15 protein-coding genes and 1 pseudogene are annotated in these 14,180 nt (G+C 72.9%); 7 read left to right on the forward strand and 9 right to left on the reverse strand.

Annotated elements, in window-relative coordinates:
- Positions 1-125 precede the first annotated feature (125 nt).
- From ACFW1A_RS21005 to ACFW1A_RS21015, 3 genes and pseudogenes are all read right to left on the reverse strand, one after another.
- Positions 126-445 (reverse strand): annotated as a pseudogene (locus ACFW1A_RS21005) (SixA phosphatase family protein); the annotation flags it as partial.
- Positions 446-492: 47 nt separating this feature from the next.
- A complete protein-coding gene (locus tag ACFW1A_RS21010; protein WP_380410638.1) occupies positions 493-615 on the reverse strand; it encodes an SGM_5486 family transporter-associated protein in 123 nt (40 codons plus the stop codon).
- Positions 616-641: 26 nt separating this feature from the next.
- Positions 642-1,940, reverse strand: coding sequence for a CynX/NimT family MFS transporter (locus tag ACFW1A_RS21015; protein ID WP_380410639.1), 1,299 nt, complete (start codon positions 1,938-1,940; stop codon positions 642-644).
- Positions 1,941-2,017: 77 nt separating this feature from the next.
- Here ACFW1A_RS21015 and ACFW1A_RS21020 point away from each other — a divergent pair, with 77 nt between their 5' ends.
- Positions 2,018-2,701 carry a FadR/GntR family transcriptional regulator gene (locus ACFW1A_RS21020; RefSeq protein ID WP_380410640.1) on the forward strand — a complete coding sequence of 228 codons (684 nt, stop codon included), beginning with the start codon at positions 2,018-2,020 and terminating at the stop codon, positions 2,699-2,701.
- Positions 2,702-2,759: 58 nt separating this feature from the next.
- Here ACFW1A_RS21020 and fabI read toward each other — a convergent pair whose 3' ends face one another.
- On the reverse strand, positions 2,760-3,527 hold the full coding sequence (fabI, locus tag ACFW1A_RS21025) for an enoyl-ACP reductase FabI (protein WP_380410641.1): 768 nt from the start codon (positions 3,525-3,527) through the stop codon (positions 2,760-2,762).
- Positions 3,528-3,532: 5 nt separating this feature from the next.
- Positions 3,533-4,252, reverse strand: a complete 720-nt coding sequence (fabG, locus tag ACFW1A_RS21030) for a 3-oxoacyl-[acyl-carrier-protein] reductase (RefSeq protein ID WP_380410642.1) — start codon at positions 4,250-4,252, stop codon at positions 3,533-3,535.
- Positions 4,253-4,516: 264 nt separating this feature from the next.
- Between fabG and ACFW1A_RS21035 the strand changes: the two genes are divergently transcribed.
- The 6 genes from ACFW1A_RS21035 to ACFW1A_RS21060 all read left to right on the forward strand — a co-directional run bounded on the left by ACFW1A_RS21035 (position 4,517) and on the right by ACFW1A_RS21060 (position 10,343).
- The gene (locus tag ACFW1A_RS21035; protein WP_380410643.1) at positions 4,517-5,665 is read left to right on the forward strand and encodes an MBL fold metallo-hydrolase; all 1,149 of its coding nucleotides are present in this window, start codon (positions 4,517-4,519) and stop codon (positions 5,663-5,665) included.
- A 108-nt stretch (positions 5,666-5,773) separates the two neighbouring features.
- Positions 5,774-7,321: a TldD/PmbA family protein gene (locus ACFW1A_RS21040; protein WP_380410644.1), complete on the forward strand. Its 1,548-nt coding sequence runs from the start codon at positions 5,774-5,776 to the stop codon at positions 7,319-7,321.
- Positions 7,321-8,736 (forward strand): metallopeptidase TldD-related protein, encoded by a 1,416-nt coding sequence (locus ACFW1A_RS21045; protein ID WP_380410645.1) that lies wholly within the window; start codon positions 7,321-7,323, stop codon positions 8,734-8,736. Before ACFW1A_RS21040 ends, ACFW1A_RS21045 begins: the two co-directional genes overlap by 1 nt.
- A 14-nt stretch (positions 8,737-8,750) precedes the next feature.
- Entirely contained in the window at positions 8,751-9,311 is a 561-nt protein-coding gene (locus ACFW1A_RS21050; protein WP_380410646.1) for an RNA 2'-phosphotransferase, read from the forward strand.
- 106 nt (positions 9,312-9,417) lie between these two features.
- Positions 9,418-9,765 carry a DUF3099 domain-containing protein gene (locus tag ACFW1A_RS21055; RefSeq protein ID WP_380410647.1) on the forward strand — a complete coding sequence of 116 codons (348 nt, stop codon included), beginning with the start codon at positions 9,418-9,420 and terminating at the stop codon, positions 9,763-9,765.
- 329 nt (positions 9,766-10,094) lie between these two features.
- Positions 10,095-10,343, forward strand: a complete 249-nt coding sequence (locus ACFW1A_RS21060; protein WP_380410648.1) for a hypothetical protein — start codon at positions 10,095-10,097, stop codon at positions 10,341-10,343.
- Positions 10,344-10,356: 13 nt separating this feature from the next.
- Here the strand turns inward: ACFW1A_RS21060 and moaA are convergent, their stop codons facing one another.
- The 4 genes from moaA to ACFW1A_RS21080 all read right to left on the reverse strand — a co-directional run.
- Positions 10,357-11,346 (reverse strand): GTP 3',8-cyclase MoaA, encoded by a 990-nt coding sequence (gene moaA / locus ACFW1A_RS21065; RefSeq protein ID WP_380410649.1) that lies wholly within the window; start codon positions 11,344-11,346, stop codon positions 10,357-10,359.
- 108 nt (positions 11,347-11,454) lie between these two features.
- The gene (locus tag ACFW1A_RS21070; protein WP_380410650.1) at positions 11,455-13,074 is read right to left on the reverse strand and encodes a cation acetate symporter; all 1,620 of its coding nucleotides are present in this window, start codon (positions 13,072-13,074) and stop codon (positions 11,455-11,457) included.
- A complete protein-coding gene (locus ACFW1A_RS21075; protein ID WP_380410652.1) occupies positions 13,071-13,379 on the reverse strand; it encodes a DUF485 domain-containing protein in 309 nt (102 codons plus the stop codon). The genes ACFW1A_RS21070 and ACFW1A_RS21075 overlap by 4 nt, the downstream gene beginning before the upstream one ends.
- A 396-nt stretch (positions 13,380-13,775) precedes the next feature.
- A partial coding sequence (locus ACFW1A_RS21080; protein WP_380410651.1) for a zinc-binding dehydrogenase occupies positions 13,776-14,180 on the reverse strand: 405 nt, incomplete at its 5' end.

Below are 14,180 nucleotides of genomic sequence, written 5' to 3' on the forward strand. Positions count from 1 at the left end.
GGGGGGGGGGGGGGGCCCCGGGGGGCCCCCCCCGCCCCCCCCGCGGCGGCCCCCCCGCGGCGCCCGCCCCGCCGGGGGACGAGCGGGGGGGGGGGGGGGGTCGGGGGGGGGGCCCCCCCCCCCGCCGGCCGCCCACGTCCTCGGGGGTCTCCTTGAGCACCTCGATGATCTCGCCGGCCGTCGCGTCGTAGATCCGCTTCTCGAAGACGGTGCGGCGGGTGCGCTTGGGCAGTTCGTGAGCGGCCAGCTTCCAGGTCTCCCGGGTGCGCACCGAGGAGGAGCAGAGCACGTAGTCGGGGTTGATCCCGGAGTCGGCCAGCCACTGGCCGGCCTCCGGCGCCTCGTGCCGCCCGCGCTCGGCGAGCGGTCGCTCATGGTCGTCCACCTGCGGCCAGTCGGCCTTGGCGTGGCGGAGCACGATGATCCTGCGGGAGGTGTCACTCATTGGCTCAGCTTCGCAGAAAACCGGCCGGTCGGCGGCTGCTGTGCGGATCAGCCCATCGCTTGGGCGATCGTGGCGACGACGGAGACGAGAACGACCACGCCGACGATGATTCCCATCAGCTGCAGCAGCTTCTTGCGGCCGTCGGTCGGGTTGGGTTCGAGAACTGGCATGGCCGAAGTCTCGCACCCGTCCCGGATCAGTCCGCCACGGGGGTGACCTCGTCCTCGATGTGCCGGTTGCGCGCCGCCCGCAGGCCGATCAGCACCTGCGGCACCAGCAGCGCGGCCATGAAGGCCAGCGGCAGCAGCCAGCCGCCGGTGCTCTGGTAGAGGCTGCCGACCAGGATCGGCCCGGGGATGGAGAGCAGGTAGCCGACGCCCTGCACGAAGGCGGAGAGCTGGGCCACCCCGCCGCTGGTCCGCGCACGCAGCCCGATCATGGTCAGCACCAGCGGGAAGGCGCAGTTGGACAGGCCCACCAGCAGCGCCCAGAGCCAGGCCCCGCCGGCCGGGGCCAGCATCAGGCCCAGGTAGCCGGCGATCCCGCAGCCGGCCAGCACCACCACGAAGATCCGCTGGTCGCCGCGGCGGGCCGCCAGGTTGGGCAGCACGAAGGAGACCGGCACGCCGATGGCCATGATCACCGCCAGCAGCACCCCGGAGACGCTCGCGCTCACGCCGGCGTCCTGGTAGATCTGCGAGATCCAGCCCATGGTCGAGTAGGCGCCGGTGGCCTGGCAGCCGAAGAAGAGGGCCAGCGCCCAGGCCGTCCCGGACCGGACGATCGGCAGCCGCTGCCCGGCCGCCGCGCCGGCGGCCGGCTGCTTGCCGTCCCGGCGCAGCACCAGGGTGACCAGCCAGACCAGCAGCGCCACCGCGGCCGGCAGTGCCCAGATGCCCAGGCCCAGCCGCCAGTGGCCGCCCAGTGCGGCGGTCAGCGGCACGGTGACGGCGGCGGCCAGCGCGGTGCCGGCCGACAGCGCCATCGAGTACAGGCCGATCATCGGACCGACCCGCTCCGGGAAGTACCGCTTGATCACCACCGGGATCAGCACGTTGGCCACCGCCACCCCGGCCAGCGCCAGCGCGGTCAGCGCCAGGAACACCCCGGTGGACCCGGCGAACGAGCGCGCCGCCACACCGGCGGCGATCGCGCCGGTCCCGGCGGCGACCACCACGGTCGGCCCGAACCGGCGGGCCAGCGCGGGGGCCGCGAAGCCGAAGACCGCGAAGCAGACCGAGGGCACCGCGGCCAGCAGCCCGGCCACCGTGGCGCTCATGTGCAGGTCGGCGCGGACCCGGGCGAGCAGCGGGCCGAGGCTGGTGACCACCGGGCGCAGGTTAAGCGCGGCCAGCGCCACGGCGGCGGCCAGCAGCCAGCCGAGCGCCCGCCGCCGGCCCGGGGAGGCGGCGGTGTCGGCGGGGGTGGCGGAATCCGGGGTACGGGCGGTGGGCGTCGCGTTGCGCGGGGTCTCTGTGGTCGGCACAGGCGCCATCATAGAATGATGGGATGAATTGAGACAGTCGTCTTCGGGTGGAAGATGTATCCCTGACGTACCGACCAAGGAGCCCCATGACGCTGTCCTCGCCCCGGCGCACCCCGCTGGCCGATCAGGTGATCGCCCAGTTGCGGGCCCAGATCACGTCGGGCGAGTGGCCGGTCGGCTCGCGCATCCCCACCGAGGCCGCCCTGGTCGAGCAGCTCGGCGTGGCCCGCAACACGGTGCGCGAGGCGGTCCGGGCGCTCGCCCACAACGGGCTGCTGGACATCCGGCAGGGCTCGGGCACCTACGTCCTGGCCACCAGCGAGCTGGCCGGGGTGATGCACCGCCGGTTCTCCGACGCCGAGCAGACCCAGGTGGCCGAGCTGCGCGAGCTGCTGGAGACCTCGGCCGCCACGCTGGCCGCCGAGCGGCGCACCGAGCGCGACCTGGTGCTGCTGGAGACCGCGCTGGCCCGCCGCGAGGAGGCCTGGTTCGGCGGCGACACCGAGGTCTTCGTGCAGGCCGACGCCGCCTTCCACCAGGCCGTGGTGGCCGCCGCCCACAACGACGTGCTGGCCGCGCTCTACGCCGACCTGGGCGAGGTGCTGCGGGCCCACCTGCGCCAGGACATCGGGCCGGTGCTCTCCCCCGAGCGGTACGTCGGCCACGACCGGATCCTGAGCGCCATCCACGACCGGGACGGGGTCGGGGCGGCCCGCGAGTCGGCCGCCGCGATCGGGTCCTGCGCGCGGCGCCGGGACGCCGGGGTCTGACGACGCGTGAGCCGCCCCCGGTGCTCCGGGGGCGGCTCAGCAGGCGGTCCGTGGCGGATCAGGCGCCGATCGCGTGCAGCCCGCCGTCCACGTGGACGATCTCACCGGTGGTCTTCGGGAACCAGTCCGAGAGCAGCGCGACCACACCGCGGGCGGTGGGCTCGGGGTCGGTCAGGTCCCACTTGAGCGGCGAGCGGTGGTTCCAGGTGTCGGCCAGGTCGCCGAAGCCGGGGATCGACTTGGCGGCCATCGACCCGATCGGGCCGGCCGAGATCAGGTTGCAGCGGATGTCCTGCTCGCCCAGGTAACGGGCCAGGTAGCGGCTGGTGGACTCCAGCGCGGCCTTGGCCGGGCCCATCCAGTCGTACTGCGGCCAGGCGAACTGCGCGTCGAAGGTCAGGCCGACCACCGAGCCGCCGTCCTGCATCAGCGGCAGCAGCGCCATGGTCAGCGCCTTCAGCGAGTAGGCCGAGACCTGCATCGCGGTGGCCACCGACTCCCACGGGGTGTCGAGGAAGTTGCCGCCCAGCGCGTCCTGCGGGGCGAAGCCGATCGAGTGCACCACGCCGTCCAGCGTGGGCAGGGTCTCGCGCACCTGGTCGGCGATGCCGGCCAGCTGCTCGGTGTTGGAGACGTCCAGCTCCAGCACCTTCACCGGGTGGGGCAGCTTCTTGGCGATCCGCTCGGTCAGGCTGGGCCGGGGGAAGGCGGTGAGGATGATCTCCGCGCCCTGCTCCTGGGCCAGCTTCGCGGTGTGGAAGGCGATGGAGGACTCCATCAGCACACCGGTGATCAGGATCCGCTTGCCCTCAAGGATTCCGCTCATGTTGCTCAGTGACCCATGCCCAATCCGCCGTCCACGGGAATGACGGCTCCAGTGATGTACGCGGCCTCGTCGGAAGCGAGGAACCGCACGGTGGAGGCGATCTCGGCGGGCGCGGCGTAACGGCCCAGCGCCACCCCCGAGACGATCTCCGCGCGGCGCTCCTCGCTGAGCACCGCGGTCATGTCGGTGTCGACGAAGCCGGGGGCGACCACATTGACGGTGATGTTGCGCGGGCCGAACTCGCGCGCCAGCGACCGGGCGAAGCCGATCAGGCCGGCCTTGGAGGCGGCGTAGTTCGCCTGGCCGGGCGAGCCCATGGTGCCCACCACCGAGGAGATCAGCACGACCCGGCCCTTGCGGGCCCGCAGCATCTTCGCCGACGCGCGCTTGACCACCCGGAAGGTGCCGGTCAGGTTGGTGTCCACGACCGAGGTGAAGTCCTCCTCGGTCATCCGCAGCATCAGGACGTCCTTGGTGATGCCGGCGTTGGCCACCAGCACCTCGACCGGGCCGTTCTTGGCCTCGATCTCGGTGAACGCCGCATCCACCTGCGCGGTGTCGTTGATGTCGCAGCTCACGGCCAGCACGTCGTACTTGGCCAGCGCCTCGGGCACCTCGCCGGAGCGGCTGGTGATGGCGACCTTGTCGCCCGCCTCGGCGAAGGCCTGGGCGATGGCGAGGCCGATGCCCCGGTTACCTCCGGTGACGAGAACCGAGCGGCTCAACGATCCACCTCTCCCTGAATAGCCCCGTGACGACGGGGTGGTCCCGCAGTGCGGTGAACGGACGCAAGTGACGCTATCGGTCGACTCGTCACCAAGCGAAATCGACCCTCCACAGGTCATCCACGCCGAAACTGTCGTCTTCCGACAATCGGGTCACGCCGCGCGCCCCGGGAACACCGGGCGCCACGCACCCGTTCCACCCACGGCGCCGGGGTCGGCCCGCGCGGCCGCATCTCCTGGAACAAGAAGTGGGTGGCACCCCCGATGAGCGACGCAACCCCTGGATCCGGCACGCACCGGGGCCGACTGCTCGCCCTCACCACCGTGGCCGCCGGGCTCGGCGCCGCCGCCTGGGCACTGCGCGAGGTGCCCGCCGCCTTCGGGCGCGACCCGGACGGGCGGGACGCCCGGATCCGCAACTCCCCCCAGTACGCCGACGGCACCTTCCGCAACGCCCCCTCCGACGCGGCCCGCACCGGCAGTGGCCCGACCCGCCCGGACCGGGACACCTTCCGGCGGATGCTGTTCGAGCGCAACGGCCGCACCCCGGTCCGCCCCGTCCCGCTGGTCCGCCCGGAGCCGACCCCCGACCGGGCCCCCGCCGACGGCGTGTCGATCACCTGGTACGGGCACGCCTCGGCACTGGTGGAGGTCGAGGGCACCCGGGTGCTGCTGGACCCGATCTGGAGCGAGCGCTGCTCCCCCTCGGCGCACCTCGGCCCGAAGCGGCTGCACCCGGTCCCGGTCGAGCTGGAGGAGCTGCCCGCGGTGGACGCGGTGCTGATCTCGCACGACCACTACGACCACCTGGACATGGCCACCGTCAAGCGGCTGGTGCGCACCCAGTCCGCGCCGTTCGCGGTGCCGCTGGGCATCGGCGGCCACCTGCGCCGCTGGGGCGTGCCGGAGCACCGGATCATCGAGCTCGACTGGGACGAGACCTGCACCCTCGGCGAGCTCACCCTCACGCTGACCGCCGCCCACCACTTCTCCGGCCGCGGCCTGACCCGCAACACCACGCTGTGGGGCTCCTGGGTGATCGCCGGCGCGACCCGCAAGGTCTTCTACACCGGCGACTCCGGCTACTTCGAGGGGTACGCGGCGATCGGCGCCCAGCACGGGCCGTTCGACGCGGCGCTGGTGCAGATCGGCGCCTACGACGAGGCGTGGGCGGACATCCACATGACCCCGGAGGACGCGGTGCTGGCCCACCGCGAGCTCGGCGGCGGGCTGCTGGTCCCGGTCCACTGGTGCACCTTCAACCTCGGCCTGCACCCGTGGGCCGAGCCGGTGGAGCGGCTGCTGACCGAGGCCAAGGCGCACGGCGTGCCGGTGGCGGTGCCACGCCCGGGCGAGCGGGTCGACCTGGCCGCACCGCCGGAGCTGGACGCCTGGTGGACCGGGCTGGCCTGACACACCGAGTCAAATCGGCTGGTCTCGAAGTGCCCTGACGGGACATGATGCGCTCGGGGCCCCACATCCCTGGGGTCCCGCACCGCCCGCTCATCCTCAGGGAGTCCGATGCCGCCGACACCGAGCGAGAAGTCCGCCCGCGCCGTCGATCCGCTCTTCCTCGCGCTGCCGCTGCGCCAACTGGCCGCGGCCGCGCTCGACCGGGCCCGGCAACTCGGGGCCGGCCACGCCGACTTCCGGCTGGAGCGGGTGCGCAGCGCCGACTGGCGGCTGCGCGACGCCCGGCCGGCCGGCGGCTCCGACGAGGTGCAGCTGGGCTTCGCGGTCCGGGTGGTGCTGGACGGCGCCTGGGGCTTCGCCGCCGGGGTGGAGCTGACCCCCGCGGCCGCCGCCCGGGTGGCCGAGCAGGCCGTGGCGGTGGCCCGGCTCTCCGCGACCGTCTCCCGGGCGGCCGGCGGCGCCGACCTGGTGGAGCTGGCCGACGAGCCGGTGCACGCCGACGCCACCTGGGTCTCCGCCTACGAGATCAACCCCTTCGAGGTGCCGGACGCGGAGAAGACCGCGCTGCTGGCCGACTGGAGCAGCCGGCTGCTGGCGGCCGACGGGGTCTCCCACGTGACGGCCAGTCTGCTCACCGTCCAGGAGAACAAGTTCTACGCCGACACGGCCGGCACCGTCACCACCCAGCAGCGGATCCGGCTGCACCCCTCGCTGGAGGCGGTCTCGGTGGACGAGCGGACCGGCACCTTCGAGTCGATGCGCACCGTCGCCCCGCCGGTCGGGCGCGGCTGGGAGTACCTCCTGGGCACCGGCTGGGACTGGCAGCGGGAGCTGGACCAGCTGCCCGAGCACCTGGCCGAGAAGGTCAAGGCGCCCAGCGTCCGGGCCGGCCGCTACGACCTGGTGATCGACCCCACCAACCTCTGGCTGACCATCCACGAGTCGATCGGCCACGCCACCGAGCTGGACCGCGCGCTCGGCTACGAGGCCGCGTACGCCGGCACCTCCTTCGCCACCTTCGACCGGCTGGGCACCCTGAAGTACGGCTCCGAGCTGATGCACGTCACCGGTGACCGCACCGCCGAGCACGGCCTGGCCACCACCGGCTACGACGACGAGGGGGTGGCCACCCAGTCCTGGGACCTGGTCCGGGACGGCGTCCTGACGGGCTACCAGCTGGACCGCCGGATGGCCCGGCTCAAGGGCCTGGGCCGGTCCAACGGCTGCGCCTTCGCCGACTCGCCCGCGCACGTCCCGGTGCAGCGGATGGCCAACGTCTCGCTCCAGCCGGTGGCCGGCGGCCCGGACACCGAGGGCCTGTTCGCCGGGGTGGAGGACGGCCTCTACATCGTCGGCGACCGGTCCTGGTCGATCGACATGCAGCGGTACAACTTCCAGTTCACCGGCCAGCGCGCCTACGCGATCAAGAACGGCCGGCTGGCCGGGCAGGTGAAGGACTTCGCCTACCAGGCCACCACCACCGACTTCTGGGGCTCGATGGCGGCGGTCGGCGGCCCGCAGACGTACCAGCTGGGCGGCGCCTTCAACTGCGGCAAGGCCCAGCCGGGCCAGGTCGCGGCGGTCAGCCACGGCTGCCCGTCCGCTCTCTTCACCCAGGTCAACGTGCTCAACACGCAGCAGGAGGCGGGTCGCTGATGCCCGAGAAGAACGCTCCGCACCAGCTGGTCGAGCAGGCCCTGGAGCTCTCCCGGACCGACGGCTGCGTGGTCCTGGTGGACGAGGAGTCCACCGCCAACCTGCGCTGGGCCGCCCTGGACAACCACCCCGGCGGCGCGCTGACCACCAACGGCGTCACCCGCGGCCGCCGGCTCACCGTGATCGCCACCGTGGACGGCGCCCGCGGGACCGCCAGCGGCGTGGTGGCCCGCGAGGCGGTCACCACCGCCGAGGTCGAGGAGCTGGTCCGGGCCGCCGAGGCCGCGGCCCGCGCGGCCGAGCCGGCCGAGGACGCCCAGCCGCTGCTGCCCCCCGGCGCCGTCTCCACCGGGGACTTCACCGCCGCGCCGGCCGAGACCTCGATCGACGTCTTCGCCGACTTCGCCCCGGAGCTCGGCGCCGCCTTCGCCCGGGCCCGCGCGGCCGGCCACGCGCTCTACGGCTTCGCCCAGCACGAGCTGACCTCCACCTACCTGGGCAGCTCCACCGGCCTGCGGCTGCGGCACGACCAGCCCACCGGCAGCGTGCAGTTCAACGCCAAGGGCGGCGGCTCCTCGGCCTGGCTGGGCGAGTCCACCCGGGACTTCGCCGGGCTGGACGTGGCCGGGCTGCAGTCCCGGCTGGAGCAGCGGCTCGGCTGGGGCAAGAACCGGATCGAGCTGCCGGCCGGCCGGTACGAGGCCCTGCTGCCGCCGAGCGCGCTGGCCGATCTGATGATCTACCTGACCTGGAGCGCCGAGGCCCGGGACGCGGTCGAGGGCCGCACCGTCTTCAGCCGCCCCGGCGGAGGCACCCGGCTCGGCGAGCGGCTCGCCCAGCTGCCGCTCACCCTGCGCGCCGACCCGGCCGAGCCGGGCCTGGAGTGCGCCCCGTTCGTCCTCGCCCACTCCTCCGGCGACTCCCGCTCGGTCTTCGACAACGGCCTGCCGATCGGCCCCACCGAGTGGATCCGCGACGGCGAGCTGGTCAACCTGCACTCCACCCGGCACGCGGCCGGCCTCACCGGCCTGCCGGTGCGGCCGATGGTGGACAACCTGGTGCTGGAGACCGCCGACCAGGCCGGCGCCCGCACGCTGGAGGAGATGGTCGCCGGCACCGAGCGGGCGCTGCTGCTCACCTGCATCTGGTACATCCGCGAGGTGGACCCGGCCACCCTGCTGCTCACCGGCCTGACCCGGGACGGCGTGTACCTGGTCGAGGACGGCCAGGTGGTCGGCGAGGTCAACAACTTCCGGTTCAACGAGTCCCCGGTCGACCTGCTCGGCCGGATCACCGAGGCGGGCCGCACCGAGCGCTGCCTGCCGCGCGAGTGGGGCGACTTCTTCAGCCGCGCCGCGATGCCGCCGGTCCGGGTCAGCGGCTTCAACATGAGCTCGGTCAGTCAGGCTTCCTAGCGAACGGAGTGTTCTTGCTCGACGAACGACGGACGGTCAAGACGTCCAAACTGCTCTCCCGAGTGCTGCGCCACGACCCGGCGGCGCTCGGGCTGCCCCTGGACGGGGGCGGCTGGGTGGCGGTGCACAGCCTGCTCGCCGCCCTGGCCCGGCACGGCACCCCGCTCACCCGGGAGCAGCTGGACCACGTGGTGGCCAACAACAACAAGAAGCGCTTCGCCTACAGCGAGGACGGCCTGCGGATCCGGGCCAGCCAGGGGCACACCGTCGCGGTGGACCTGGGGCTGCCGGCCGTGCCGCCGCCCGCGGTGCTCTACCACGGCACCGCGAGCCGGACCGTGCCGGTGGTCCTGCGCGAGGGCCTGCGGCCGATGAGCCGTCAGGACGTGCACCTGTCGGCCGACCGGGAGACGGCCGTCCGGGTCGGGTCCCGGCACGGGCGGCCGGTGGTGCTGCGGGTCGAGGCGGGGGCGCTGGCCGCCGCCGGGCACGAGTTCCGGGTCAGCGCCAACGGGGTCTGGCTCACCGACGCGGTGCCGCCGGAGTACCTCGCGGTGCTCGGCGAGGACGCCTGACGGCGACTCGCTGACCCGGTCTGCCCGCCGGCGCCGGCCCGGCGTACCGTGGAACAACCCGGGCGGAATCGGTCGCGGCCGGGCCGGAGCTGAGGCGGCGGTGCAGATGGGCAAGAAGGATCACGAGGTCCACCGGATCACCGGGGCCAGGAGCAGCCTGACCGAGGACGTCCGGGGGCGGCAGCGCCGCTACGTGATCTCGATGCTGGTCCGCACCGCCTGCGTGCTGCTGGCGGTGGCGCTGTGGAACGTGCAGCGGTACGTGGCGATCGGCGCGCTGGTCGGCGCGGTGCTGCTGCCCTACATCGCGGTGGTCATCGCCAACGCCGGCCGGGAGCGGGCGCCCGGCCTGCCGAGCACCTTCGACGTGCCGGCCACCACCCCGCTGATGCTCGGCCCCGGCGGTACCGGTGGGTCGGGCGGGTCGGGACGGACTGACGCCACCTCATCCTGACTCTCCGTACACGGGCAAGACCGGGGGCGAGCTCAAGTCCTGCTCGAGCGGCGCCCGTTTCGCCCGTTTTTGCGGGCGATTGACACCCCTGAACCTCAGGAGAAGCTCAAATAAATCTTGTCAGGCCTAGCCAACGCCGGGGTCCGTCGTGACATACTGCGTACGCGCTCCGCATCCCCCGTCGGAGCGACGGACCGACGCCGGGCGGCTCCCCCCGTGGCTGCCCGGCGTCGCCCTTTCCCCCTCGGTCCGGACTGACGCACCGTCCGACCGCTTGGCAGGCTCGCGTCAGATGCTACCCGCGACCGCCGGGTGAGAGACTGTGGATCATGAGTCTCGACTTCTTCGGCCAGACCGCCGACGGCCCCGACGGGCCTCCCAAGTGCTCGGCCAAGGGGTGCCGGTCGGCCGCGAGTTGGGTGCTGGTCTGGAACAACCCCAAGCTGCACGCCCCGGACCGCCGCAAGACCTGGCTGGCCTGTCCGGAGCACCGCGAGCACCTGAGCCAGTTCCTCGGCGTCCGCGGCTTCCTGCGCGACACGGTGGCGCTGGACGACTGGGACGGGACCGAGCAGTAGCCGTCGACCGGCGCTAGCCGCCGATCGCCGACATCGGCCGCTCGGGCTGGTGGAACTCGGGGTCGTCGATCCCGGCACCGGCCTTCTTGCCCCACATCGCCGCCCGCCAGAGCGCCGCCAGCTCCGCGTCCGCGGCCCCCGAGCGCAGCGCGGTGCGCAGGTCGGTCTCCCCGGTGGCGAACAGGCAGCTGCGGACCTGGCCGTCGGCGGTCAGCCGGGTCCGGTCGCAGGCCCGGCAGAACGGCCGGGTCACCGAGGCGATCACGCCCACCGTGCCGGGTCCGCCGTCCACCAGCCAGCGCTCGGCCGGCGCCGCCCCGCGGGCCGCGGACGGTTCGGGGGTCAGGGTGAACCGGGTGGCCAGCCGGTCCAGGATCTCCTCGGCGGTGACCATGTCGGTGCGGGTCCAGCCGTGCTGCGCGTCCAGCGGCATCTGCTCGATGAACCGCAACTGGTAGCCGCGCTCCAGGCACCAGGCCAGCAGCTCCGGCGCCTCGTGGTCGTTGACCCCGCGCATCAGCACCGCGTTGAGCTTGACCGGGACCAGCCCCGCGGCCTCGGCGGCGGCCAGCCCGGCCAGCACGTCCTCGTGCCGGTGGCGCCGGGTCATGGTGTGGAAGGTCTCCGGGTCCAGCGTGTCCAGCGAGACGTTCACCCGGTCCAGGCCGGCCTCGCGCAGCGCCCCGGCGGTACGGGCCAGGCCCACCCCGTTGGTGGTGAGCGACAGCTCCGGGCGGGGGTCGAGCCCGGCGCAGGCGGCCACGATCGACACCAGGCCCGGCCGCAGCAGCGGCTCCCCGCCGGTGAACCGGACCTCGCGCACGCCCAGGTCGCGCACCGCGACGGTGACCAGCCGGACGATCTCCTCGTCGGTCAGCAGCTCCGGCTTGGCCAGCCACTGCAGCCCCTGCTCGGGCATGCAGTAGGTGCACCGCAGGTTGCACCGGTCGGTGAGGGAGACCCGCAGGTCGACGGCCTGTCGGCCGAAGGTGTCCAGGAGCATTCCGCGCACCTTCCCTTTCCCACGGACAGCGATCCGGCGCCCGGCCCACCGGGAACGGTGGACCGGGCGCCAGCTTAGACCGCCCGAGCCGGTGAGGGATCTTGGACCCTAGTGCGCACCGATCCCGGTGAGGGAACGGACTTCCAGTTCAGCGTACTTCGCCTGGTCCGCCCGGTCGGAGGAGAGCAGGGTGGCCACCCAGCCGAGCAGGAAGCCCAGCGGGATGGAGACCAGCCCCGGGTTCTCCAGCGGGAACCAGTGGAAGTCGGAGTGCGGGAAGAGCGAGGTCTTGGTCCCGGAGACCACCGGCGAGAAGATCACCAGGACCACCGAGCTGACCAGCCCGCCGTAGACCGACCAGACCGCGCCGGTGGTGTTGAACCGCTTCCAGTAGAGCGAGTAGAGCAGGTTGGGCAGGTTCGCCGAGGCGGCCACCGCGAAGGCCAGCGCGACCAGGGCGGCGGTGTTCAGCTTCTCCGCGTAGATGGAGAGCAGGATCGCCACCGCGCCGATCACCACCGCGGCCAGCTTGGCCGAGCGGACCTCCTCCTTCTCGGTCACCCGGCCCTTGCGGAACACGTTGGCGTAGAGGTCGTGGGCGAAGGAGGCCGAGGAGGCCAGGGTGAGGCCGGCGACCACAGCGAGGATGGTCGCGAAGGCCACCGCCGAGATCACCGCCAGCAGGATCGCCCCGCCGGTGGTGCCCTCGCCGCCGCCCAGGTGCTGGGCCAGCAGCGGGGCCGCGGTGTTGCCGGCCGCGTTGGAGGCCTTGATCACCTTCGGGCCGACCAGCGCCGCCGCACCGAAGCCGAGCACCAGGGTCATCAGGTAGAAGACGCCGATGATGCCGATCGCCCAGAGCACCGACTTGCGCGCGGTCTTGGCGGTGGGGACGGTGTAGAACCGCACCAGGATGTGCGGCAGGCCGGCGGTGCCCAGCACCAGGGCCAGGCCCAGGCTGATGAAGTCGAGCTTGCTGGTCCCGCTGACGCCGTACTTCAGCCCCGGTTCCAGGAAGGCCGAGCCCTTGCCGCTGGCGTGCGCGGCCGCCCCCAGCAGGGCGGACGGGTTGAAGTCGTACTTGGCCAGCACCAGCACGGTCATCAGCGCGGCGCCCGCGATCAGCAGCACCGCCTTGACGATCTGCACCCAGGTGGTGCCCTTCATCCCGCCGATCGCCACGTACAGCACCATCAGCGCGCCGACCGCGACCACGGTCCAGCGCTTGGCCGCCTCGCCCTCGATCCCCAGCAGCAGCGCCACCAGCGAACCGGCGCCGACCATCTGGGCCAGCAGGTAGAAGATCGACACCACGATGGTGGAGATGCCGGCCGCGGTGCGCACCGGGCGCTGCCGCATCCGGAAGGCCAGCACGTCGGCCATGGTGTAGCGGCCGGAGTTGCGCAGCGGCTCGGCGATCAGCAGCAGCGCGACCAGCCAGGCCACCAGGAAGCCGATCGAGTAGAGGAAGCCGTCGTAGCCGGCGAGCGCGATGGCGCCGGCGATGCCCAGGAAGGAGGCCGCCGACATGTAGTCGCCGGAGACCGCCAGCCCGTTCTGGAACCCGGTGAAGCCCCGGCCGCCGGCGTAGAAGTCGGTGGCGTCCTTGGTCTGCCGCCCGGCCCAGATCGTGATGCCCAGGGTGAGCAGTACGAAGCCGCCGAACAGCGACATGGTCAGGACGCGGTGGTCGCCGGCCGAGGAGGCCAGCAGCGCGGTGGTGCTCATTCGGCCGCCTCCCGGGGCGTGATGACCGGTCCGTACTCGGCGCGCAGGGCGGTGGCCGGCGGGTCGAGCCGGCGCTCCGCGAACCGCGCGTACCAGGCGGCGATCGCGAAGGTGCTGACGAACTGGAGCAGCCCCAGCAGCAGCGCGACGTTGACGTGGCCGACGACCTTGGTGGCCATGAAGTCGTGCGCGTAGCTGGAGAGCAGCACGTAGAGCAGGTACCAGAGCAGGAAGCCCACGGTCACCGGGAAGGCGAAGCCCCGGAAGGTGCTCCGCAGCTCGCGGAACTCCGGGGTCTGTTCGATTCGTTCAGCGGAGACCTCGGCAGCGGGGACGGCGCTGTCCGCGGAGGATCCGGGCTGCGGGGGATGATCCACTCCATCTCTCCTGACGTCGTGGTGACACAGGCCGCGCGGTGGTGCAGGGACGGTGGGACGGTCCGCGCGGTGCTGCGAACAAGTGGAGCGCACCCGAAGTGACGGACATCACTCCAGCGCGCGTGCCGATGCATGCTAAGAGCGATCACCCCGCTGCGAACAGTGTTTGGGCACATTCGGCCCACACTTCACACCGACGGGCCGGGAATCTGGCCGAAATGCGTCGTGTCCGCCGGGAACTTGCGTGCAAACGGAAGGGGCGGTACCGCGACGCGGTACCGCCCCCGGGAGGGAAGTTGACCTACCGTCAGCCCCTCCCGGACCTCACGACGCGATCCGCACCTTGAGCGCCGAGCGGTCGTCCATCGCGCGGTAGCCCTCGGGCACCTCGGCCAGCGACACGGTCCGGTCGAACACCAGGCCCGGCTCGATCGACCCGTTCAGCACGTCGGCCAGCAGCTCGGGGATGTAGGCGCGGGCCGGTGCGACCCCGCCGCCGAGCGAAACGTTTCGGCCGAACATCTGACCGATGTCCACGCCCGCGCTGCCGCCGTGCGGCACCCCGACGTAGCCCACCGCGCCGCCGTCGCGGGCGATCGAGATCGCGGTGCGCATCGACTCCTCGGTGCCCACCGCCTCCAGCACCGCGTGCGCGCCCTGACCGCCCGTCAGCTCGCGCACCGCCTCGATCGCCGCCTCGCCGCGCTCGGCCACCACGTCGGTGGCGCC

Source organism: Kitasatospora sp. NPDC058965, from assembly GCF_042741245.1.
In the GTDB taxonomy this organism is placed as follows: domain Bacteria; phylum Actinomycetota; class Actinomycetes; order Streptomycetales; family Streptomycetaceae; genus Kitasatospora.

Excerpts from the sequence above, each read along its gene's own strand:
- ACFW1A_RS21035 (WP_380410643.1), top strand. The coding sequence starts at position 4,517 with ATGAGCGACGCAACCCCTGGATCCGGCACGCACCGGGGCCGACTGCTC.
- ACFW1A_RS21040 (WP_380410644.1), top strand. The coding sequence starts at position 5,774 with ATGCCGCCGACACCGAGCGAGAAGTCCGCCCGCGCCGTCGATCCGCTC.
- ACFW1A_RS21020 (WP_380410640.1), top strand. The coding sequence starts at position 2,018 with ATGACGCTGTCCTCGCCCCGGCGCACCCCGCTGGCCGATCAGGTGATC.
- ACFW1A_RS21070 (WP_380410650.1), bottom strand. The coding sequence starts at position 13,074 with ATGAGCACCACCGCGCTGCTGGCCTCCTCGGCCGGCGACCACCGCGTC.
- ACFW1A_RS21055 (WP_380410647.1), top strand. The coding sequence starts at position 9,418 with ATGGGCAAGAAGGATCACGAGGTCCACCGGATCACCGGGGCCAGGAGC.
- fabI (WP_380410641.1), bottom strand. The coding sequence starts at position 3,527 with ATGAGCGGAATCCTTGAGGGCAAGCGGATCCTGATCACCGGTGTGCTG.
- ACFW1A_RS21015 (WP_380410639.1), bottom strand. The coding sequence starts at position 1,940 with ATGGCGCCTGTGCCGACCACAGAGACCCCGCGCAACGCGACGCCCACC.
- ACFW1A_RS21010 (WP_380410638.1), bottom strand. The coding sequence starts at position 615 with ATGCCAGTTCTCGAACCCAACCCGACCGACGGCCGCAAGAAGCTGCTG.
- moaA (WP_380410649.1), bottom strand. The coding sequence starts at position 11,346 with ATGCTCCTGGACACCTTCGGCCGACAGGCCGTCGACCTGCGGGTCTCC.
- ACFW1A_RS21060 (WP_380410648.1), top strand. The coding sequence starts at position 10,095 with ATGAGTCTCGACTTCTTCGGCCAGACCGCCGACGGCCCCGACGGGCCT.
- ACFW1A_RS21045 (WP_380410645.1), top strand. The coding sequence starts at position 7,321 with ATGCCCGAGAAGAACGCTCCGCACCAGCTGGTCGAGCAGGCCCTGGAG.